Origin of the sequence: Actinomadura sp. NTSP31 (genome assembly GCF_041951385.1) — a bacterium.
In the GTDB taxonomy this organism is placed as follows: Bacteria; Actinomycetota; Actinomycetes; order Streptosporangiales; family Streptosporangiaceae; genus Spirillospora; species Spirillospora napierensis.
The window spans coordinates 476,999-497,053 of the sequence record NZ_JBGNUT010000002.1; the positions used below are offsets into that span (position 1 = coordinate 476,999).

The following is a 20,055-nucleotide window of genomic DNA, read 5'->3' on the forward strand; positions in this document are numbered from 1 at the left end:
CCATGACGGACGCGGCCGACCTGACCGCCGTCGAACTGCTGGAGGCGTACCGGGCGGGAACGCTCTCGCCCGTCGAGGCCGCCGAGGCCGTCCTCGCGCGGATCGACCGGGACGACCCCGGCCTCAACGCGTTCTGCCTGCTCGACCCGGACACCACGCTGGAGATGGCGCGCGCCTCGGCCGAGCGCCGGCGGCGCGGCGAGACGCTCGGCGCGCTCGACGGCGTGCCCGTCTCGATCAAGGACGTGCTGCTCACCCGCGGCTGGCCGACGCTGCGCGGGTCCACGACGATCGACCCCGCCGGCCCGTGGGAGGAGGACGCCCCGTCCGTCGCGCGGCTGCGCGAGCAGGGCGCCGTCTTCGTCGGCAAGACCACCACGCCGGAGTTCGCGTGGAAGGGCGTCACCGACAACCCGCTCACCGGCGTGACCCGCAACCCGTGGGACACCTCCCGCACGCCCGGCGGGTCGAGCGGCGGCGCGGCGGCGGCCGTCGCTGCGGGCATGGCGCCGCTCGCGCTCGGCACCGACGGCGGCGGCTCGGTGCGCATCCCCGCCGCGTTCACCGGCACCTTCACCATCAAGCCGACCTACGGCCGGATCCCGCACTATCCGGCCAGCCCGTTCGGGACGCTCGCGCACACCGGCCCGATGACCAACACGGTCGCGGACGCCGAACTTCTCCTGGACGCGGTGTGCGGCGCCGACGGCCGCGACTGGTCGTCCCTGCCGCCGCCCGCCGCCCCGTTCGGCGGTGCGCCCGGCGGGCCGGGCCCGCACGACCTGACCGGCCTGCGCGTCGCCTTCAGCCCCGACCTCGGGTTCGCCCGGGTCGACCCGGAGGTGGCCGCGTCGGTCGCGGCGGCGGCCGAGGTGTTCACCGAGCTGGGCGCCAAGGTCGAACAGGCCGACCCCGGGTTCGGTGACCCGGTCGCCGACTTCGAGGTGCTCTGGTTCGCCGGCGCCGCGAAGGTCGTCGAGCACCTCACCGGCGAGCAGCGCGCCCGCCTCGACCCCGGCCTGCGGGACGTCTGCGAGCAGGGCGCCCGGTACTCGGCGCTGGAGTACCTGACCGCGACCGCGCGCCGCATGGAGCTCGGCCGGATCATGGGCCTGTTCCACGAGCGCTACGACCTGCTGCTCACCCCGACCATGCCGATCGCCGCGTTCGAGGCCGGCGTCGAGGTCCCGCCGGGGTCGCCGTCGCCGCGCTGGACGTCCTGGACCCCGTTCACCTACCCGTTCAACATGACCCAGCAGCCCGCGGCGAACCTGCCGTGCGGGTTCACCGCGGACGGCCTGCCGGTCGGCCTCCAGGTCGTCGGCGCGCGGCACGCCGACGCCCTGGTCATGGCCGCCTGCCGCGCCTTCGAGCAGGCGCGGCCCTGGAGGCGGTTCAGCCGAAGGTGATGACGGAGCGGCCGTGGTGGCGGCCCTCGGCCATCGTGCCGAGGACGCCGGGCGCCTCGTCCAGCGTCACCGGGGTCACGTCGGGGAGGATCCCGTGCGCGGCGGCGAACGCCAGGGTGTCGCGCAGGTCGTGCGGGGAGCCCGACGGGCTGCCCATCACGCGCACCCGGTTCATCACGAGCGCGCCGGGCGGCACCGCGAGGTTCTCGGCGCCGACGCCGAGGATCAGCAGGGTGCCGTCCGGGGCGACGCCGCCGAGCGCGGCCTGCGCGGGCGCGGTGCTCGGCGTGGTGTTGACGATGACGTCGGCGCCGCCCCAGCCGCGCAGCGCGTCGGCCGGGTCCTGCTCGTCGCCGGCGACGTAGAGCTCGGCGCCCCGCCGGCGCGCCTCGTCCTCGGCGCGGCGCGACCGGGACACCACGGCGACGCGGGCGCCCATCGCCGCCGCGAACCGGATCACCATCTCGCCGACGCCGCCGGTGCCGAGCACCGCGACGCGGGACCCGGCCGTCGCGCCCGCGTGCCGCAGCCCGTTGAACGCGGTGATCCCGGCGCACATCAGCGGTGCCGCCGCGACCGGGTCCAGGCCGTCCGGGAGCGGGGTGACGAACCCGGCGCGGGCGATGTAGTACTCCGAGTAGCCGCCGTCGTCGGTGATGCCGGTGACGCGCCGCGGCGCGCCGGTGCACAGGATCTGGTCGCCGCGCACGCACTGGTCGCAGCGGCCGCACGAGCCGTAGATCCACTGGCCGCCCACCGGCGTGCCGGGCTCGGGCCACTGCACGCCGGGTCCGAGCTTGGCGACGACCCCGCTGATCTCGTGCCCCGGCACGGTCGGGAACCGTGCGAACGGGTAGTTCCCCTGCATCAGGCCGACCTCGGAGAAGCACATCCCGCAGGCGGTGACCTTGACCAGGATCTCGCCCGGCCCCGGCTCCGGCACCTCCCGCTCGACGACCTCCAGCGGCTTGCCCTGCTCGGTGAGAACGGCGCTGCGCATGTCGCGCTCCTCTCGTAGACGGAAGCGGCCGATCCCGACCGCTGAAACCAACGATATACCCAACTCTGTAGTGACGCTATATCGGCATCGGGTCTTCTCGCGGTCTTCCCATGTCAGCCGACTTAACGACGCTCGGCAGAGTTCTGTAGCATCGATGTCGTGGGCGTGCAGAAGGACACCGACGGCCGGGACCGGATCCTGCGGGCGGCCGCGCGGCTGATCGCGGAGTCCGGCGGCGAGCCCGTCTCCACGCGCGCCGTCTGCGCCGCCGCCGGCGTCGGCGCGCCGACCCTCTACCACCACTTCGGCGACAAGCAGGGCCTGTTCGACGCCGTCGCCGCCCAGGGCTTCGAGGAGTACCTGGCGGGCAAGCGCGCCATGGCCGCGTCCGGCGACCCGGTCGAGGACCTGCGGCACGGCTGGGACGTGCACGTCGAGTTCGGCCTGACGCACCCGGCCATCTACGCCCTGATGTACGGGACGCCCCGCACCACGCCCGCCGTGGACGAGGCGTACGCCATCCTGCTCGGCCTGGTCGGCGCCATCGCCCGCGCGGGCCGCCTCCGCGTCCCGGTGGAGGCCGCCGCCCAGGTGATCCAGGCCGCCAGTGTCGGGGTCGTCCTCTTCCTCATCGCGAACGGGGACGACGGCGGCGGCCTGTCGGCCCGCACCCGCGAGGCGGTCCTCGCCGCGGTGACCGTCACCGCCGAACCGCCGGACGGCGCCGACCCGCGCGACTCCCGCGCCGCGTCGGCGGTGGCCCTGCGCGCCGCCCTGTCCGCCGACCCGCCGTCCGGCCTCAGCCCCGCCGAGGCCGCCCTCCTCGCCGAATGGCTCGACCGCCTCGCCGGCTGATCCTCCGGGCGTGCGGCCGCGGCGAGCGGCGCAGCATCGGAATGCGGACTGCGGGGTCGTCAGGTCCTTGCCGCGGGGAGGCGTAGCCGGACGACCGCCGACCGGTAGTTCGTGGCGTCGCACTTGCCCGCGCTGGACGGACAGGAGTCGACGGCGATGTACAGGTAGCCGTTCCCGACGGAAAGCGCCTTGGCGCCGGCGGTGACGACGGACAGGTCGCCGTCGCGGTCGACCTGGTAAATGGTCTGCTGAGCGCTGCGCAGTGAACCGCGGAAGTCCCGCTGCGACGCGGTGAGGTCACCACCCCACCGGAATCTCGTGGAGATCTCGGTCGTGTCGTTGCCGGGCAGTGGCCGGCCGGCACCGTAGTAGAGGTCGCCGGTGGCCCGGTCCACCGCGATGCTCGCCTCGTGGTCCCCGTCGTCGACGGCCGCGCCTTCGACATGTCCGTCGATCGCCTTGCCGAACGGCTTGAACGGTGAGTCAGGACGTTTGAGGGAGGCCGTGTTACGGCCCGCGACGACGGGAAATATCCGTTCCGTAGCGGTGGCGATCGTCAGTATGCCGTGACCGGTGTGCACATAGAGGCTTCCGTTGTTCCACGCCAGCGGCGTGACGATGGAGCTTTCGGAAATGTAGGTGCTTTCTGCGGGGCCGCCGGTCTCGGGGGCCAGAAGATTCGGATCCTCTTTCGGTACCTGCCGGCCAGGGCGTAGCGGCCTGCCGGCGATTCTGGTGACCCGGCCCGATTGCAGACGATGGATGAGAACCGAATTGCGGTCGTCCTGGAGGTCGCTGAAGAACACGGTCCCGTCGCCGCCGACCCCGACTCCCAACACCTGGTAGGCGGAGAATCGCCGCACGGGCACCTCGTCCGCCACCACGTGGCTGCTCACTCCGGTGGGGCGGCCTGACGGCTTGACGATCTCGGAGGCCCGCCCGTCCCTGGTGACCTTCCACAAGCCTGCTTCTTCCAACGCGAGGTAGAAGCCGCCGTCCGGCGCGGCCGCCGCCTGGAGCGCGGCGTTGCCCGACACCGCGTCGACACGGTCGAGGGCGGGAACGCGCACCCGCTCGACGGCTCTGCCGGGGCCGGCCGTCCAGAGTTCGAAGCCTTGGCGATCGCGAGTGAACAGGGCGACGTTCCCGCGCTCGTCGGTGGTCATGGTCTGCAGTTTCCCGGCCACTTCGCGCCGCGGTCCCGTGCCGGTGCCGGCGGTCCCGCCGCCCAGCACGAACTCGACCGATACGCGATCGGGAGAGCCTCGGAACGCGAGGACGGCGACGGCCGCCGCCGCGACGACGACCGCGGCGAGTGCCGCGAGAATCCAGCGGTGGCGCGCCAACGTGCGGATCTGGATGACGGCCTCCCGTGCCTCGCTCGCCGTCCCGGCCTGGTGGCGCGGCTGTGGCGAAAGCGCCGACATCTTACAGCTTGTCGTAGTTACGGCTTCGCCGAGATGGCCGTGCGACCGGGGCCCCGGTTCACTCGGATGGCGGACGGGGCGTGTCGTCGCCGTAGAGGGTGGAGGTCCAGGCGTTGGTGAGGACGTCGATGAGGACCTCCTCGTCGTCGAACGGCGGGACTCCGGCCGCGGCGAGGTAGTAGAGGCGTTCGCCCATCCAGGTCAGCGACGCGGCCACGGAGCGGGTGTCCAGCGAGCCGAGGCGTTCGCGGGCGCGGGGGTCGGACTCGATGCGGGCGGCGGCGGCGTCGGTGAACAGGCCCATCTGCTCGAGCCACAACTCCCGCAGCCCCTCGTCCGACCCCCAGCTCTCCACGATGGCCATGAGCACGCCGGCGTTGTCGCGCCAGAGGCGGGCCCCGTCGGCGACGCCCGACCGGAGTGCGGAGACCGGGTCCTGCTCCTCGTCGATCCAGGGCCGCGCCGCCCGCTGCCCCTGCGCGACGGCCTCGCGCACCAGTTCGCCGAGCACGGCCTGCTTGCTCGGGAAGTAGAAGTAGAAGCTGGCCCGGGAGACCCCTGCGGCGGCCAGGACGTCGGCCACGCTGAGACCGTCGAAGCGCCGCTCGCGCAGCAGCTCGCGCGTCGCGGACAGGATCCGTTCCCGCAGCTCGGCGGACGCCGGGGGCGATCCGGATCGGCGGGCGGAGCTCACGGGCCGTCTCGAAGGCATGCCCCTCATCATAACCGTGTACGTACATTATGTATGGACACAGTGACCAGACACGCTGTATGGTCACCCCGTGACTCAGATAGCGATTCATTTGGTCGTCGACGACCCGGACCAGGCCGCCTCCTGGTACACCGAGGCGCTCGGAGCACGGGAGACGAGCCGCCTCACGCTTCCCGGCGGCCCCACGCTGACCGTGGAACTCCGGCTCGGCGACACGGTCCTCGCGGTGGCGGGGGAGATGCCCGAGCGGGGCATGCGCACCCCGGCCGCGCTGGGCGGCTCGCCCGCCGCGCTGCACGTCGAGGTCGCCGACGCCGACGCCGCCTCGGCCCGGGCGCTGGCGGCCGGGGCCACCGTCTTCGAGCCGGTGCACGACGCGTTCTGGGGCGACCGCACCGGCCAGTTCCTGGACCCGTTCGGGCACCGCTGGGCGCTGGACCAGCACGTGCGGGACGTGCCGCCCGAGGAGATCGCCGTCCGGGCCGCCGAGCTCTTCGGCGGATCGGCGCCGGCATGAGGTACCGCACCCTCGGCACGAGCGGCCTCCGGGTCTCCGAGCTGGTCCTCGGCGCGATGACGTTCGGGGAGCAGGGCGGGGTCGGCGCGCCGCTGCCGGAATGCCGGCGGATCCTCGACCTGTACGCCGAGGCCGGCGGCAACATGATCGACACCGCCGTCAACTACCGCGACGGGGCGAGCGAGGAGTTCCTCGGCGAGCTGCTGGCCGGCCGCCGCGAGTCGTTCGTGCTCGGGACGAAGTACACCGTCTCCCGCGACCGCGCCGACCCCAACGCCGCCGGGAACCACCGCAAGAACCTGCGCGCGTCCCTGGAGACGAGCCTGCGCCGCCTGCGCACCGACTACCTGGACGTGTTCTGGGTGCACATGTGGGACCGGCACACGCCGCTGGAGGAGACCATGCGGGCGCTGGACGACGCGGTGCAGGCCGGCAAGGTCCTCTACGTGGGCGTCTCCGACGCACCGGCCTGGGTCGTGGCCCGCGCCAACACGCTGGCGCAGTGGCACGGCTGGAGCCCGTTCATCGGGCTGCAGGTCCCCTACAGCCTGCTCCAGCGCGACATCGAACGCGAACTGCTGCCGATGGCCGAGGCGCTCGGCCTGGGCGTCACCGCGTGGAGCCCGCTGGCGGGCGGGGTGCTGTCCGGCAAGTACGCCCGGCCGGAGTCCGCCGCCGGCGGCCGGCTGGCCCCGGGATCACTGTCGGCCGGGGACCACGCCGTCGCCGGGGTCGTCCAGGACGTCGCGGGCGAGCTCGGCGCCACGCCCTCGCAGGTGGCGATCGCCTGGACGATGACCCGCTCCCGCGCGATCCACCCCATCGTCGGAGCGCGCACCGCGGACCAGCTCCGCGACAACCTCGCCGCCGCCGACCTCGTCCTGCCGCCCGAGGCCGTCACGCGCCTGGAGGAGGCCACCGGCTTCACCCTCGGATTCCCGAACGACTTCATCGCCCAGACATCCCCGTGGGTCTTCGGCTCCGCGCTGATCGACCAACCCGTCACCACGATCGCGCGGTAGCCGTACGCCCGCCGGAACCGGGGACGGCTCCGCGCGAGGTTCAGGAGCCGTCCTCGCGCTTCCTCAGTTCCTTGCGGAGCTTCTTCTCGTGCCGGCGGGCCCTGCGCTTGACGTCGACGCCGCCCCAGAACGCGAAGCCCCTGACGACCACCGTCGGGGAGCCGGGCGCCCCGACCCCGCTCGCGCCGTGGTCGAAGCCGCCCATGACGCCGATGCCCTTGACGTGCACCGTGATGTCCTCGGGCGCGACGATCTCCACGCCGCCCATGACGGCGAACGCCCGGATCGTCACCCGCTCCCCGGTGAACCGGGCCTCGCGCAGGTCGATCTTCCCGCCGCCCCAGAACGCGAACGCGAGGAACGAGCGCGGGACGTTCCACACGCCGGACCGGGTGAACCCGCTCATGATCCCGATGCCGGACGCCCAGGACGGGGCACCGTCGACCGGGCGCCAGTCGGTGCCGGTCTGGGGCGCGGGCACGGCGGACGCTCCCACCGCCGGCAGGTCGCGGGTGAGCGGCTCCAGGTCGGCGTAGGTCTTGGCCGCGTACACCGCGTCCAGCCGCTCGTCGAGCTCGTCGAGCGTGAGCCGTCCATCGCCGGCCGCGTCGCGGAGCACCTGCGCGACCCGGTCCCGGTCGGCGTCGCCGGCCCGCATCTCCGGCGGGCCGGGCGTACCGGCATGTTCCGGCAGGTTCGTCATGTCCTGAGCCTAAACCAGCGGGGCCGCGGCGGTCGCGCCTCGCGAGACTACGTCACGGCGACTACGCCATCGCGATGACGCCGGACGGCTCGCGCGTGTGGTGGCCGGTCAGGCCGGTTCGAGCCGGACGACGACGGACTTGGAGGTCGGGGTGTTGCTGACCTCGGCGGTGCTGTCGAGCGGGACCAGGACGTTCGTCTCCGGGAAGTAGGCCGCCGCGCAGCCGCGCGCGGTCGGGTAGGCGACGACGCGGAACGCCGGGGCGCGGCGCTCGACGCCGTCGGACCACTCGGAGACGAGGTCGACCGTCGCGCCGTCGGCGACGCCGAGGTCCGACAGGTCGGCGGGGTTGACGAACACGACGCGGCGGCCGGCCTTGATGCCGCGGTAGCGGTCGTCGAGGCCGTAGATCGTGGTGTTGTACTGGTCGTGGCTGCGGACGGTCTGGAGCAGCAGCCGGCCCTGCGGGACCCGCAGCACCTCCAGCCCGTTCACCGTCAGGTTCGCCTTGCCGGTCGCGGTCGGGAAGCGGCGCTCGTCGCGCGGCGCGTGCGGGAGCGTGAAGCCGCCGGGCTCGCGGACGCGGGCGTTGTAGTCGGCGAAGCCGGGGACGACCCGGGACACGTGGTCGCGGATGACGTCGTAGTCGCGTTCCATGGCGTCCCAGCCGATGTCCGAGCCGGGGAGCGCCGCCCGCGCGAGGCGGCAGACGATCGCGACCTCGGAGAGCAGGTGCCCGGAGGCGGGGGCGAGGCGGCCGCGGGAGGCGTGCACCATGCCCATCGAGTCCTCGACGGAGACGAACTGCGGCCCGGCCGCCTGCTCGTCGCGCTCGGTGCGGCCGAGCGCCGGCAGGATGAGGGCGAGCTCGCCGGTCACCGCGTGCGAGCGGTTCAGCTTCGTCGACACCTGCGCGGTCAGCCGGCAGGAGCGCAGCGCCCGCTCGGTGACGGCGGAGTCGGGGGTGGCGCGGACGAAGTTGCCGCCCATGCCGAAGAACACCTTCGCCTTGCCGTCGCGCATGGCGCGGATCGCGTCCACGGTGTCGAGGCCGTGCTCGCGCGGCGGCTCGAACGAGAACTCCGCGGCGAGCGCGTCGAGGAACTCCGGCTTGGGCTTCTCGTAGATGCCCATCGTCCGGTCGCCCTGGACGTTGGAGTGGCCGCGCACCGGGCAGACGCCCGCGCCGGGACGGCCGATGTTGCCGCGCAGCAGCAGGAAGTTGACGACCTCGCGGATCGTCGGCACCGAGTTGCGGTGCTGGGTGAGGCCCATCGCCCAGCACACCACGATCCGCTTCGAGGCGAGCACGTCGCGGAGCGTCGCGTCGATCTCGGCGCGGGGCAGCCCCGTCGCCTCCAGCACGTCGTCCCAGTCCAGGCTGCGGACGTGCTTCTCGAACGCCTCGAAGCCGTGGGTGTGAGCGGCGAGGAACTCCCGGTCGAGGGCGCCCGGCTCGTCCGACTCCACGAGCATCCGGTTGAGCGCCTGGAAGAGGGCGAGGTCGCCGTTCAGCCGGATCTGCAGGAACCGGTCGGCGAGCGCGGTGCCGCGCCCGGTGACGCCGGACGGCCGCTGCGGGTTCTTGAACCGCATCAGCCCGGCCTCGGGCAGCGGGTTCACCGCGACGATCCGCGCGCCCTCCTTCTTGGCCCGTTCCAGCGCCGACAGCATCCGCGGGTGGTTGGTGCCCGGGTTCTGGCCGACGACGAAGATCAGATCGGCCTTGTACAGGTCCTCCAGATGCACCGAGCCCTTGCCGATGCCGATCGTCTCGCCGAGCGCCGACCCGGACGACTCGTGGCACATGTTGCTGCAGTCGGGCAGGTTGTTCGTGCCGAAGGCGCGGACGAACAGCTGGTAGGCGAACGCGGCCTCGTTGCTGGTGCGCCCGGAGGTGTAGAAGACGGCCTCGTCGGGGGAGCCGAGCGCGTTGAGCTCGGACGCCAGCAGCCCGAACGCCTCGTCCCACGACACCGGCTCGTAGTGCTCCGACCCCGCGCGCTTGATCATGGGCTCGGTCAGCCGGCCCTGCTGGCCGAGCCAGTGGTCGGAGCGCTCAGCCAGCTCGCCGACGGTGTGCGCGGCGAAGAACTCGCGGGTGATGCGGCGCGTCGTCGCCTCCTCCGCGACGGCCTTGGCGCCGTTCTCGCAGAACTCGGCGACGTGCCGGTGGTCGCCCTCGGGCCAGGCGCAGCCCGGGCAGTCGAACCCCTGCTTCTGGTTGACGCGCAGCAGCGTCAGCGCCGTCCGGCGGACGCCCATCTGGTCGTAGGACTGCTTCAGCGCCGCCGAGACCCCCGGCACGCCGGCCGCCCACGTCTTCGGTTTCGACACCCGCATCCCGGTGTCGTCGAAGTCGTCGGCGGGCGCCTGGCGGGTCATCGTTCACGTCCTTACGATCGGGTTGCCTCCACTGTCGCACGACGCGGCCCGCCTCGCGCCGGCGAGTCGCGTCCAATGGAAGCGGCCGCGGACCGCCGGCGCCGGAAGCCCGGCCTACTGCGGCGGGCCGTCGGCCAGGCGGAGCGTGGCCGCCATGCGGGCGCCCTGGGCGGTGAACCATTCCAGCCGGACGGTGTCGCCGGGATGGTGGGCGAGCATCAGGCCGGTCAGCGTGGTGGGCGAGTCGACGACGGCGCCGCCGAGGGAGATGATCGTGGCGCCGGTGGGGACGCCCGCCTCCTCGGCCGGGGTCCCGGGGACGACCTCGACCACCTGGGCGCCCTGGGAGGCCCCGGCGCGGACCTTCACCCCGAGCATGGCGGTCTGCCCGATGTGCACGGTCGCCGACGCCTGGCCGCGGGCGATCTGGCGGGCGATCGACAGCGCCCGGTCGGACGGGATGGCGTAGCCGCGGTGCGTGCCCTTCTGCTTGGACTTGCCGACGGTGAACGACGCCGACGCGGCGGTGTTGATGCCGATGACCCGGCCGCGGGTGTTCAGCAGCGGGCCGCCGGAGTCGCCCGGCCTGATCGGCGCGCTCGTCTCGATCATGCCGGTGAGCCGCTCGGAGGTGCCGTCGCTGTCGTCGCGGGCGGTGACCGTCTGGTCCAGGGAGGTGACCTTGCCGGTGACGACCGTCGGGGTGCCGCCCTTGCCGCCGGCGTTGCCGACCGCGGTGACCGGGTCGCCGACGCCCGCCGAGGACGGGTCGCCGAACACGGCCGCCTTCAGCTGCGACGCCCCGTACAGCCGGATCACCGCGATGTCGCTCTGCCGGTCGTACCCGACGATCTGGGCGGTGTAGGAGCGCCGGTCGTCGGTGTCGGTGCCCTTGATCGTCGTGGCGCCCTGGATGACGTGGTTGTTGGTCAGCACGAGCCCCGAGGGGTCCATGACGATCCCCGTCCCGGCGGCGCGGGTGCTGTTCAGCCCCTGCTCGGTGTCGATGTTGACCACGCCGGGGCGCCGGCCGCTCGGCTTCTCGTGCTTGGCGACGGGCGTCTTGACCGGCGGCGGGACGTCCTCGGGCCCCGCGCCGCCGTCCAGCGCCTGGCAGCCGGGCGCGACGAGGAGCAGCAGCGCGGCCAGGACCGTGGGGATCGCGGCCCGCAGCCCGCGACGCTCGAAGACCTCGTTCACCGGCGCCTCCTAGCAGTTTCCTCCCATGATTCCCGATCCAGGGGGATTAGTCCTTGACCTCTCCCCGAGCGGCGGATTCCGCCTGCTCGGGGAGGGGGTGGACCAGGGCCGGGTGGGCGGCGCCGGGGCGCGCCGTCAGCGGGTGAAGTAGCGGCGCGGGTTCTCGACGAGCATCTGGTCGATCTGGGCGTCCGGCACGCCGGCCCCGCGCAGCGCGGGCAGCACGTCGTCGCTGATGTGCCGGTAGTTCCAGTTCGGCGCGAACGCCGGCACGGTCGCGGGATCCGGCCCGAACCAGTCGATGAAGCAGCTCGCGTCGTGGCTGAGCACCATGCGGTCGGCGTAGCCGCGCTCGCACAGCGCCGCGACGGTGCGGACCCGGTCCGCCGTCGGGTTGATCACGTCCAGGCCGAACCGGTCCATGCCGAGGATCGCGCCGGTGTCGGCCAGCTCCATCAGGTAGTCGAGGTCGTTGCTGTCCCCGGCGTGCCCGACGACGACCTTGCTCATGTCGACGCCCTCCTTGGCGAGGATGTCCACGACCGTCCGGCCCGCGTGGATCGAGCTCTCGGTGTGCACGGTCACCGGGGCGCCCGTCTCCCGGTGCGCCCCCGCGACGGCCCGCAGCACCCGCTCCACGCCCGGCGTGAGGCCCGGCGCGTCCATCGCGCACTTGAGGAACGCGGCCTTGACCCCGGTGTCGGCGATGCCCTGGGTCAGGTCGCGCACGAAGTAGTCGATCATCGGTTCGGGGCCGCCCAGCAGCGTGCCCGGGCCCTGGTGGTGGAACTGGAACGGCAGGTCGTTGTAGGTGTAGATGCCCGTGGCGGCGATGATGTTGAGCTCGGGGACCTGCTCGGCGATCCGCTGGATGCGCGGGATGTAGCGGCCGAGGCCCCACACGGTGGGGTCGGCGATCGTGGTGATGCCCCGCGCCGGCAGCTCGCGCAGCTTGGCCACCGCGTCGGCGACCTTCTCGTCCTCGTCCCACCAGTCGCCCGCGCCGTAGTTCTCGACGTGCTCGGCGCTGAGGCAGAAGACGTGCTCGTGCATGTAGGTGCGGCCCAGGGCGGCGACGTCGACGGGTCCGCGGACGGTCTCGACTGCGGGCATCAGGAACTCCCTCGATCCAGGCGGGACGGGTGCATACCGACCGGTCGGTTTCTGGCAAGCTATGTCCGTGGACGCTGACGCGTCAATGGGAGGAACGCCGATGACCGAGACCCAGCCTACGGGCGCCCTGGCCGAGGGCGGGGCGGATTCCGCGCCGGTCCGGCGCAGCCCCGTGGAGCGGCGCATCCTGGACGCCGCGCTGCGGCTGTTCGCCGAGCGCGGCTTCGACGGGGCGTCCGTCCAGGGCATCGTCGAGGCCGCCGAGGTCACCAAGGGCGCCCTCTACCACTACTTCGACTCCAAGGACGCGCTGCTCTACGAGATCTACCACTCGCTGATCGCCCGGCAGCTCGCCGACCTCGACGCCGTCCTCGCCGAGGGCCTCGCGCCGCGCGAGGCCGTCCGCAAGGTGCTGACCGGGCTGATCCTCAGCACCGCCGAGCACATCGACGAGGCGAAGGTGTTCGGCCGCGAGTCGCACCGGCTCGACGACGTCCGCATGCACGCCGTCCGCGCCGACCGCCGCCGCTACCACAACACCTTCCGCGCCCTGGTCGAGCAGGGCAAGCGGGACGGCTCGTTCACCACCCCGACGCCCGCCGACACCGTCACGATCGTCGCGCTCGGCATGGTCAACCAGCTCCCGCGCTGGTACCGCGCCGACGGCCCGAAACCCGCCGCCGAGCTGGCCGCCGAGGTGGCCGACTTCATCCTCGCGGCCCTCGACTGACGCCTCGGGCCGGGCTAGCGGCGGGTCTGCAGGGGGAGGGCGGCGTCGCGGAGGTCGGCGAGTTCGGCGTCCCAGTCGGCCGGCGCGGACAGCGGGGCCAGCACGAACTTCGACAGGCCGGCCTCGACCAGCCGCTTGAGGTGCGCCTCCAGGCCGTCGAGGTCGGGGACGACGTCGGCGGGGTCGGCCGGGCCGCTGACCCTGCGGACGCGCGCGAAGCGGGCCGCGGCCTCCTCCGGCAGCGGGCCGCGCCGGTAGGGGACGACGGCGCCGAAGTGCTCCTCCTCGATCTCGCGCCCGGCGGCAGCGGCGGCCTCCTGCACCGCGATCCGGCCGCGCTCGCCCTCCGCGGGCGTGGTGAACGCGGCGAGCCAGCCGTCCGACAGCCGGCCGGTGCGGCGCAGCTCCGCCTCCGACGTCCCGCCCATCCACACGTCGAAGCCGCCCTTGACCGGCCGCGGCTCGATGCGGAGCCCGTCGTAGCGGAAGCGGGGCCCGTCGTGGGTGACGGCGTCGCCCGCCCAGAAGCGGCGCAGCAGCGGCAGCGCCTCCTCGAAGATCGCGGCGCGGTCCTCCCGGCGGACGCCGAACGCCTGCTGCTCGGCGGGCAGCCGCTGGCCGAGCCCGAACGCGGGCAGCAGCCGGCCGCGCGCCAGCACGTCCAGCGACGCCAGCTCCTTGGCCAGCAGCGCGGGGGAGCGCCCCGGCACCGTCATCACCGCGGTGCCGAGCTTGATCCGGGACGTCAGCGCCGCCGCGTGGGTGAGGACCACGACCGGGTCGAGCGCCGCACCGGACGCCCGCTCCGACACCCACAGCGAGTCGAAGCCCTCGCGTTCGAGGCCGCGGGCGAGGGCGGTCAGGGAGTCCGGGCCGAGCGCGCCCGACGCGGGCGCCATGCCGATGCGAATGATCACGTCCCGACCGTACGCACGGTCAGTTCGCTGACGCAACCCTCCGCGGAGTGATCGCGGCGGCACCGGCGGCGAGCAGGGACAGCACCGCGATCGTGACCGCCATCGGCAGCGCGGTGCGCGGGCCGGCGATCCCGGCGAGCGGCCCGGCCGCCCCGCCGAGCGCGAACTGCGACAGCCCGAGCAGCGCCGACGCGCTCCCGGTGACCTGCGGCGGCCGGTCCGCCAGCGCCAGCGCGGTCGCGTTCGGCATGACCAGCCCCTGCCCGGACGCGACGAGGAACAGCGCCGGCAGCACCGCGGGAAGCCCGCCTCCGGCCGGCACCGCGACCAGCAGGCCGATCCCGCCCGCCGCCACGATCGCCAGCCCGGCCGCCAGCAGCCGGCCCAGCGCGACGCGTCCGGCCAGCCACCCGCTGACCTGCCCGGCCGCGACGATGCCCAGCGAGTTGACGCCGAACGCGATGCTGAAGGCCTGCGGCGACAGGTGGTAGATGTCCTGGAGGACGAACGGCGACCCGGAGATGTAGGTGAACAGCGCGGCGAACGCCAGCGCGAGCGCCAGGCCCGGACCCACGAACGACCGGTCGGCCGCCAGCCCCCGGAACGTCCGGACGGTCGCGCGCAGCCCGCCGGTCTCGCGGCGCCCGGGCGGCAGCGTCTCGCCGAGCCCGGCCAGGACCGCCAGGAACAGCGCGACGCCGATGCCGGTGAGGACGCCGAACACCCCCGGCCACGGCATGACCCGCAGCAGCTGGCCGCCGATCACCGGCGCGAGGATCGGCGCCAGCCCGTTCACCAGCATCAGCGTGGAGAAGAACTTCGCCGCCGCCACCCCGTCGTACAGGTCCCGGACGACGGCGCGCGCGATCACGATCCCCGCCGCCCCGGCCGCGCCCTGCACGACCCGCAGCGCGATGAGCGTCTCCACGTTGGGCGCAGCGACGCACAGCAGCGACGCGGCGGCGTACGCGGCCAGCCCGACCAGCAGCGGCCTGCGCCGCCCGAGCGCGTCGCTCAGCGGCCCGGCGACGGCCTGCCCGACGGCCAGCCCGACGACGCAGGCGGTCAGGGTGAGCTGCGCCTGCATCGCGCCGGTCGACAGGTCCGACGCCACCCGGGGCAGCGCGGGCAGGTACATGTCGATCGACAGGGGCGCCATCGCGGTGAGGGCCCCGAGCACGCCGATCAGCACGACCCGCCGGTCCGCCCGGGCGGCCGTGCCGGCCGGCGCGGCCGCCTTGGCGACGGGGTCAGACAACCTTGACCGCCTGCTCGAAGTCGAGGCGGGGGTTGCGGGGGAACCAGGCGTCGGGGCCGGGCTTGCCGGCGTTGACGACGGCGATGGCGCGCTGGCTGCCGCCGAGGAACTCCTTCTCGACGGCGGCGGCGTCGAATCCGGCCATCGGCCCGGCGGCGAGGCCGGCGGCGCGGATGCCGAGGATCAGGTAGCCGAGCTGGATCGAGGCGTTGAAGCGGGCCATGGCGGGACGGCCGGGGCTGTCGTGCAGGGCCTCGCGGGCGCCCTCCTTGTGCGGGAAGGTGACCGGGAGGTGCTCGTGGAAGTCCTCGTCGGCGGCGACGATGAGGGTGAGCGGCGCGGAGGCGGTCTTGGCCCGGTTGCCCTCGGCCATCAGCGGGACGAGGCGTTCGCGGGCCTCGGCGCCGCGGACGGCGACGAGCCGCAGCGGCTGCGCGTTCATCGCGGTCGGTGCCCACTTCACGAGGTCGTAGATCGCGCGGAGCTGCTCGTCGGTGACGGGTTCGGCGCTGAAGGCGTTGGCGGTACGGGCCTCGCGGAACAGCAGGTCCTGCGTGGCCTCGTCGATGGCGAGCAGTCCTTCGGGCGCGATCGTCGTCATGTCCTCACCTCTCAGTCGGATCGTGGAGCCGCGGTCGGGACGGCTCCGAGAGGCTGTAACCGGATGACGGTACGTTATCTGCCGCGTCAGGAAGTGTGATCCGTCACACGCCGTGGTGATCGGGTTCAGAACGGGAACCGCTCGGCCGCCGCGACGACCGCGCCGGCGACGGTCGCGACGGTGAGCACCGACAGCCCGCACAGCACGGCCCACCGCCCGGCCTGGTAGCCGGCGGGGACGCGGCCGGAACCGCGCCCCCGCACCGGCCAGGGCGCGCGCAGCGGCGCGGTGCCCGGGACCTCCTGCGCGTCGCCGGCGGTGAGGGGGTGGTCGGCGCCGGACGGGGCGGCGGGCGCGAGGCCGGACGCCCAGCCGAGCAGGTCGGCGACCGCCGCGGGTTCGGTGGCCAGCCCGGAGGCGAAGTAGCGGACCTGCCCGGCGACCTGGTCGAGGGTGCGGACGGTGTTGCCGAGCCCGACGCCGCTCAGCCACGCCCGCACGTCCGCGCCCGGATCACCGTCGGGGTCACCGCCGCCGTGGCCGAGGCAGCGGCCGATCTCGGTGCGGACGAGCAGGTCGGTCTTGGTGACGATGACGGCGACGCGCTTCTGCCGGCCGTGGTCGGGGCGGGAGCGCAGGTCGTTCAGCACCCGCTGGAGGGTGTCGGCGGGGTCCTCCTCCGACGACACGGCGGCCTGGTCGACGAGGTCCGCCTCGTCCCGCGTGAGCGCCCGCCGGACCTGCGGGAGCGCGAACGGGTCCACGACGAACAGCAGCGCCTCGCCGTGGTCGAGGTAGCGCAGCGACTCCACCTCGGTCGCGCCGGTGTAGTGCTCGCCCGCCGGGTCGAACAGGTACAGGATGCGGCGGGCGCGGCCGGGCAGGTCGACGTCGACCATGGTGGCGAGCGGCAGTTCCGGGCCGGTCTTGGCGGGCCGCCCGCCGTGCCCGAACTCGCGGATGGCGCCCGCGTACGCCTGCGCGTGCCGCTGCTCCACGAACGCCAGCCGCCCGTGGAGCGACCGGGCGCGCGCGTGCAGCGCCCGGATCCCGAGGAACATGAACGTGGTCTTCCCGGCGGCCGGCCCGCCGACGAACGGCAGCGGCTCGACGCGGACGCGCCCGATGCGCTCGGGCAGCCGCCCGCCGCAGTGCGGGCAGTACGCGGCGAGCCGGAACCGGCCGAGCGGGACGGTGGTGGGCAGCCGCGCGCCGCACCGGCACACGTGCCGGAACGCGCCCGCGGCACCGGGGGACAGGCGCCGGTGCCGGGCGCCGCATCCCGGGCACTCGTACTCGGGCAGGCCGATCCGCTCGTAGCAGAACGGGTGCGGGCAGGTCTGCAGGATCCGCCCGTACGCCATGAAGATCCGCTCGACCGCCGCGAGGACCAGCACGCACGCCAGCCACGCCGCCAGCCCGGCCGCCGCGACCACCCCGTACAGGACGGTCAGCGCCAGCACGAACGCCGCCGCCGGGACGGCCGCCGCCACGATCCCCGCGCACAGCGCCAGCCAGATCGGGAACGCGAAGAACCCCCACAGGCCGCCGAGCAGCGTCCGGGTGAGCCGGACGACGGTGCCGGACGCGGTCCGGTACACCTGCGGCACGACGGTCCGGCTGATCGTCCACCAGTCCCGCCACACCTGGACCAGCAGGTAGTTGCGGTACGCGACCTCCGGCGAGGCGACCGGGGACGGGCCGTCGAGCGCGGACGGGGCGAGCGTGCGGCACGCGCTCAGGTAGTACAGGCCGAGCGCGGCGGCGCCCGCGACGATCAGCGTCGCGGGGAACAGCACCGGGAACACGTACCAGAACCCGAGCCACATCGCGCCGACCCACACGGCGGCCAGCAGCAGCCCGATCAGGACCTGCACGCGCTCACCTCCCCCCGTCCCCGGCGAGGAGGCCCTTCAGCGCGGCGCGCAGCTCCGGGCGGTCCGCCAGGTGCGCGTCGAGCTGCCGGGCGGCGAGCCACCGGGCGGCGGCGGCACGCGCCCACGCCTCCAGCCCCGGTTCGGCGATCCCGCGCGTCCGCAGCCGCAGCGCGATCTCGACCAGGTCGTTGCGGTGCCCGGCGTCGGCGCCGCGCAGCGGGGCGCGGCCGGTGCGGGCGCGGGCGGGCAGCTCTGCCGTCCACCGGTCGGCGATCCGGGCCCGGACCGGCGCGGGCGCCGCGGCCAGCAGCTCCGCCCGGAACGCGGGCGGGCGGCGGCACAGGCGCCGCGCGGCCGCCTCGAACGCCTCGCCGGCCAGCCGCGGCGACGCGTCGCGGGCGCCGGCCAGCGCGCCCATCGCCCGCGCCGCCTCGCCCGGACGACCCGCGGTGATCGCGTCGGCGTACGCGCGGACGGCGGCCGCGTCGGCGCCGGCCCGCCCGTCCGGCAGGACGGATTGCACGCGCGCCGCCAGCCGCAGGGTCTGCGCGTCGGCGAGCGCCTCGCGGCCGAGCCGCTCGAACGTCCGCGACGGCAGTGCCGCCAGCGCCGGGACGTCCGCCAGGTCCTTGCCGAACGCGTCGAGCAGGTCGACGCACTCGGTCGCCGAGGGCGGCGCCGCCCAGACCTCCGCGAGCGCCGCCTCGGCCCCGGCGCCGCCGCCCGCGCGGGCCAGCCGCAGCAGTTCGGCGGTCGCCTCGATGCGGCGGGCCCGGTCGCGGCGGCCGACGGAGGCGAGGACCGGCACCGCGACGGCGGGGACGGCGCGGAGCCGTCCGGCGGCGTGCGCGTAGAGCAGGTCGCAGGTCGCCGGGGTGAGCGCCGCGGCCCGCTCGCGGTCCGGTGCGCCGGCGAGGCCGGCGACGACGCCGTCCAGCAGCGCGTCGCGGGCGCCGGGCGGGCAGGCGCGGTGGGCGGCGGGCAGGTCCGCGGCGCCGAGGCGGGCGCGGCCGGCCGCGGCGGCGGCGAGCTCCTCCGGGTCGACGCGGGCCCCGGCGCGCGCGGCGACCGCCGCCACGGCCGCGACCTCCGCGAGGTCGGGCGCGTCCGCGAGCGCCTGCGACACGCGCGGCTCCAGCCCGCCGGCGCGTTCCGGCAGCTCGGGCATCCGGTCGCGGGCGGCCGGGTCCGACAGGGCGAGCAGCGCGATCCGCGCCGCGCAGTCGCGCGCGACCCCGGTCGCGCCCGCGGACAGGGCCCGCCCGTGGACAGCGAGCGCCAGCTCCAGCCCCAGGGAGGCGGCGCCCGGCCCGAGGTCCCGCCAGACCCATTCCGGGACCTGGACGCCGGGCCGCGCCAGCAGCGCGGCCGCCGCGCCCTCGTCGTCCGCCGTGACGGGCGCGTCGCGCCGGCACAGCGCCAGCAGGGCCGCGGCGCCCTCCAGGACGGCCGGGTCGGGCGGCGCGGCGCCGTCCGGCAGCGCGAGCTCGCCGAGGGCGTCGAGTGCCGGGAAGTCGGCGTCCCGCCAGCACGCCGCGACGGTGCGGGCGAAGCGGGACGTCCCGTCCGTGCCGGTCAGGCCGGTGTGCAGGTCGACGGCCAGCGCGTGGGACGCGTGGTGCCGCACGGCGGCCCACACGTCCGGCGTTGTGCCGACGAGGCGCTGCGCGGCGCCGTCGGGGTCGGCGGTGTAGGTGACGAACGACAGCCGCGCCGCCGCCGCGACCGGCAGCGAGTACGACACCACCGCGATCCACCGCGCGATCAGCTCGACGTCGGCGGCGACCAGCACCACCCGGCCGTGGCCGCGGCCGAGGACGCCGGTGACCGCGTCGACCAGCCGGGCCAGCGTCCCGTACGCGTCGGACGGCCCGGACACCGCGAGCCACGCGGCGAGCGAGTCGGGGTCGAGCGCGGCGCCCGGCGCGAGGTCGTCCAGCTCGCCGAGGTCGGCGTCGCCCGGCAGCGGCGTCCACAGCGGCGCGTGCCACAGCTCGGCGGGCCGCAGCCCCTCCAGCTCCTCGGGTTCGGCCACCACCGCGTGCGCGAAGAAGTTGCCGTACCGGCCGGAGTAGTCGCGGCCCAGATAGCGGCAGCGCAGCAGCAGCGGACGGCCGTCCACCCGGTCGTACAGCAGCGAGACGGGGAACCCGCCCAGCTCCGCGTCGTCGGGGGACAGCGGCGCGTCCGGCGGCGGGCGGTACGACATGTACGGCGTGACGGCGGCGCGCACCCCCTCGGGCAGGCCCGGCGTCTCCGCGACGAACTGGAACCCGGCGCGGCCGGTGGGCCCGCGCCGCGCGGAGGTGTAGTGCAGCTGCCACGCCAC

General features: G+C 74.7%; 17 protein-coding genes. 5 read left to right on the forward strand and 12 right to left on the reverse strand.

Annotated features, from left to right (window positions below):
• The first annotated feature begins 2 nt into the window (after positions 1 to 2).
• Positions 3 to 1,409 (forward strand): amidase, encoded by a 1,407-nt coding sequence (locus ACA514_RS04975; protein WP_375039780.1) that lies wholly within the window; start codon positions 3 to 5, stop codon positions 1,407 to 1,409.
• On the opposite strand, the gene ACA514_RS04980 is transcribed toward ACA514_RS04975, so the two are convergent.
• On the reverse strand, positions 1,396 to 2,409 hold the full coding sequence (locus tag ACA514_RS04980) for an alcohol dehydrogenase catalytic domain-containing protein (protein WP_375039781.1): 1,014 nt from the start codon (positions 2,407 to 2,409) through the stop codon (positions 1,396 to 1,398). The genes ACA514_RS04975 and ACA514_RS04980 overlap by 14 nt on opposite strands.
• Before the next feature lie 159 nt (positions 2,410 to 2,568).
• Between ACA514_RS04980 and ACA514_RS04985 the strand changes: the two genes are divergently transcribed.
• On the forward strand, positions 2,569 to 3,264 hold the full coding sequence (locus ACA514_RS04985) for a TetR/AcrR family transcriptional regulator (protein ID WP_375039782.1): 696 nt from the start codon (positions 2,569 to 2,571) through the stop codon (positions 3,262 to 3,264).
• A 59-nt stretch (positions 3,265 to 3,323) separates the two neighbouring features.
• On the opposite strand, the gene ACA514_RS04990 is transcribed toward ACA514_RS04985, so the two are convergent.
• Complete coding sequence (locus tag ACA514_RS04990) at positions 3,324 to 4,691, reverse strand: hypothetical protein (protein ID WP_375039783.1); 1,368 nt, start codon at positions 4,689 to 4,691, stop codon at positions 3,324 to 3,326.
• Positions 4,692 to 4,749: 58 nt separating this feature from the next.
• On the reverse strand, positions 4,750 to 5,403 hold the full coding sequence (locus ACA514_RS04995) for a TetR/AcrR family transcriptional regulator (protein ID WP_375039784.1): 654 nt from the start codon (positions 5,401 to 5,403) through the stop codon (positions 4,750 to 4,752).
• A 70-nt stretch (positions 5,404 to 5,473) separates the two neighbouring features.
• On the opposite strand from ACA514_RS04995, the gene ACA514_RS05000 reads away from it, so the two are divergent.
• Complete coding sequence (locus ACA514_RS05000; protein WP_375039785.1) at positions 5,474 to 5,920, forward strand: VOC family protein; 447 nt, start codon at positions 5,474 to 5,476, stop codon at positions 5,918 to 5,920.
• Positions 5,917 to 6,942: an aldo/keto reductase gene (locus tag ACA514_RS05005; protein WP_375039786.1), complete on the forward strand. Its 1,026-nt coding sequence runs from the start codon at positions 5,917 to 5,919 to the stop codon at positions 6,940 to 6,942. The genes ACA514_RS05000 and ACA514_RS05005 overlap by 4 nt, the downstream gene beginning before the upstream one ends.
• A 40-nt stretch (positions 6,943 to 6,982) precedes the next feature.
• Here ACA514_RS05005 and ACA514_RS05010 read toward each other — a convergent pair whose 3' ends face one another.
• The 4 genes from ACA514_RS05010 to ACA514_RS05025 form a co-directional block, all read right to left on the reverse strand.
• Entirely contained in the window at positions 6,983 to 7,645 is a 663-nt protein-coding gene (locus ACA514_RS05010) for a DUF1707 domain-containing protein (RefSeq protein WP_375039787.1), read from the reverse strand.
• Between the two features lie 108 nt (positions 7,646 to 7,753).
• Positions 7,754 to 10,030, reverse strand: a complete 2,277-nt coding sequence (locus ACA514_RS05015) for an FdhF/YdeP family oxidoreductase (protein WP_375039788.1) — start codon at positions 10,028 to 10,030, stop codon at positions 7,754 to 7,756.
• Positions 10,031 to 10,144: 114 nt separating this feature from the next.
• Positions 10,145 to 11,230: a S1C family serine protease gene (locus ACA514_RS05020; RefSeq protein ID WP_375039789.1), complete on the reverse strand. Its 1,086-nt coding sequence runs from the start codon at positions 11,228 to 11,230 to the stop codon at positions 10,145 to 10,147.
• Positions 11,231 to 11,365: 135 nt separating this feature from the next.
• Positions 11,366 to 12,343 carry a phosphotriesterase gene (locus ACA514_RS05025; protein ID WP_375039790.1) on the reverse strand — a complete coding sequence of 326 codons (978 nt, stop codon included), beginning with the start codon at positions 12,341 to 12,343 and terminating at the stop codon, positions 11,366 to 11,368.
• 100 nt (positions 12,344 to 12,443) lie between these two features.
• On the opposite strand from ACA514_RS05025, the gene ACA514_RS05030 reads away from it, so the two are divergent.
• Positions 12,444 to 13,073 (forward strand): TetR/AcrR family transcriptional regulator, encoded by a 630-nt coding sequence (locus ACA514_RS05030; RefSeq protein ID WP_375039791.1) that lies wholly within the window; start codon positions 12,444 to 12,446, stop codon positions 13,071 to 13,073.
• 14 nt (positions 13,074 to 13,087) lie between these two features.
• On the opposite strand, the gene ACA514_RS05035 is transcribed toward ACA514_RS05030, so the two are convergent.
• From ACA514_RS05035 to ACA514_RS05055, 5 genes are all read right to left on the reverse strand, one after another.
• On the reverse strand, positions 13,088 to 13,990 hold the full coding sequence (locus ACA514_RS05035; RefSeq protein ID WP_375039792.1) for an LLM class flavin-dependent oxidoreductase: 903 nt from the start codon (positions 13,988 to 13,990) through the stop codon (positions 13,088 to 13,090).
• Between the two features lie 19 nt (positions 13,991 to 14,009).
• Positions 14,010 to 15,248 carry a multidrug effflux MFS transporter gene (locus ACA514_RS05040; protein WP_375039793.1) on the reverse strand — a complete coding sequence of 413 codons (1,239 nt, stop codon included), beginning with the start codon at positions 15,246 to 15,248 and terminating at the stop codon, positions 14,010 to 14,012.
• Complete coding sequence (locus ACA514_RS05045) at positions 15,241 to 15,849, reverse strand: malonic semialdehyde reductase (RefSeq protein ID WP_375039794.1); 609 nt, start codon at positions 15,847 to 15,849, stop codon at positions 15,241 to 15,243. The genes ACA514_RS05040 and ACA514_RS05045 overlap by 8 nt, the downstream gene beginning before the upstream one ends.
• 125 nt (positions 15,850 to 15,974) lie before the next feature.
• Positions 15,975 to 17,726: a hypothetical protein gene (locus ACA514_RS05050; protein ID WP_375039795.1), complete on the reverse strand. Its 1,752-nt coding sequence runs from the start codon at positions 17,724 to 17,726 to the stop codon at positions 15,975 to 15,977.
• Positions 17,727 to 17,730: 4 nt separating this feature from the next.
• A complete protein-coding gene (locus tag ACA514_RS05055) occupies positions 17,731 to 20,055 on the reverse strand; it encodes a hypothetical protein (RefSeq protein WP_375039796.1) in 2,325 nt (774 codons plus the stop codon).

Coding starts and splice junctions, on each gene's coding strand:
- ACA514_RS04975 (WP_375039780.1), top strand. CDS start 3: ATGACGGACGCGGCCGACCTGACCGCCGTCGAACTGCTGGAGGCGTAC.
- ACA514_RS04980 (WP_375039781.1), bottom strand. CDS start 2,409: ATGCGCAGCGCCGTTCTCACCGAGCAGGGCAAGCCGCTGGAGGTCGTC.
- ACA514_RS04990 (WP_375039783.1), bottom strand. CDS start 4,691: ATGTCGGCGCTTTCGCCACAGCCGCGCCACCAGGCCGGGACGGCGAGC.
- ACA514_RS04995 (WP_375039784.1), bottom strand. CDS start 5,403: ATGCCTTCGAGACGGCCCGTGAGCTCCGCCCGCCGATCCGGATCGCCC.
- ACA514_RS05005 (WP_375039786.1), top strand. CDS start 5,917: ATGAGGTACCGCACCCTCGGCACGAGCGGCCTCCGGGTCTCCGAGCTG.
- ACA514_RS05010 (WP_375039787.1), bottom strand. CDS start 7,645: ATGACGAACCTGCCGGAACATGCCGGTACGCCCGGCCCGCCGGAGATG.
- ACA514_RS05015 (WP_375039788.1), bottom strand. CDS start 10,030: ATGACCCGCCAGGCGCCCGCCGACGACTTCGACGACACCGGGATGCGG.
- ACA514_RS05025 (WP_375039790.1), bottom strand. CDS start 12,343: ATGCCCGCAGTCGAGACCGTCCGCGGACCCGTCGACGTCGCCGCCCTG.
- ACA514_RS05030 (WP_375039791.1), top strand. CDS start 12,444: ATGACCGAGACCCAGCCTACGGGCGCCCTGGCCGAGGGCGGGGCGGAT.
- ACA514_RS05045 (WP_375039794.1), bottom strand. CDS start 15,849: ATGACGACGATCGCGCCCGAAGGACTGCTCGCCATCGACGAGGCCACG.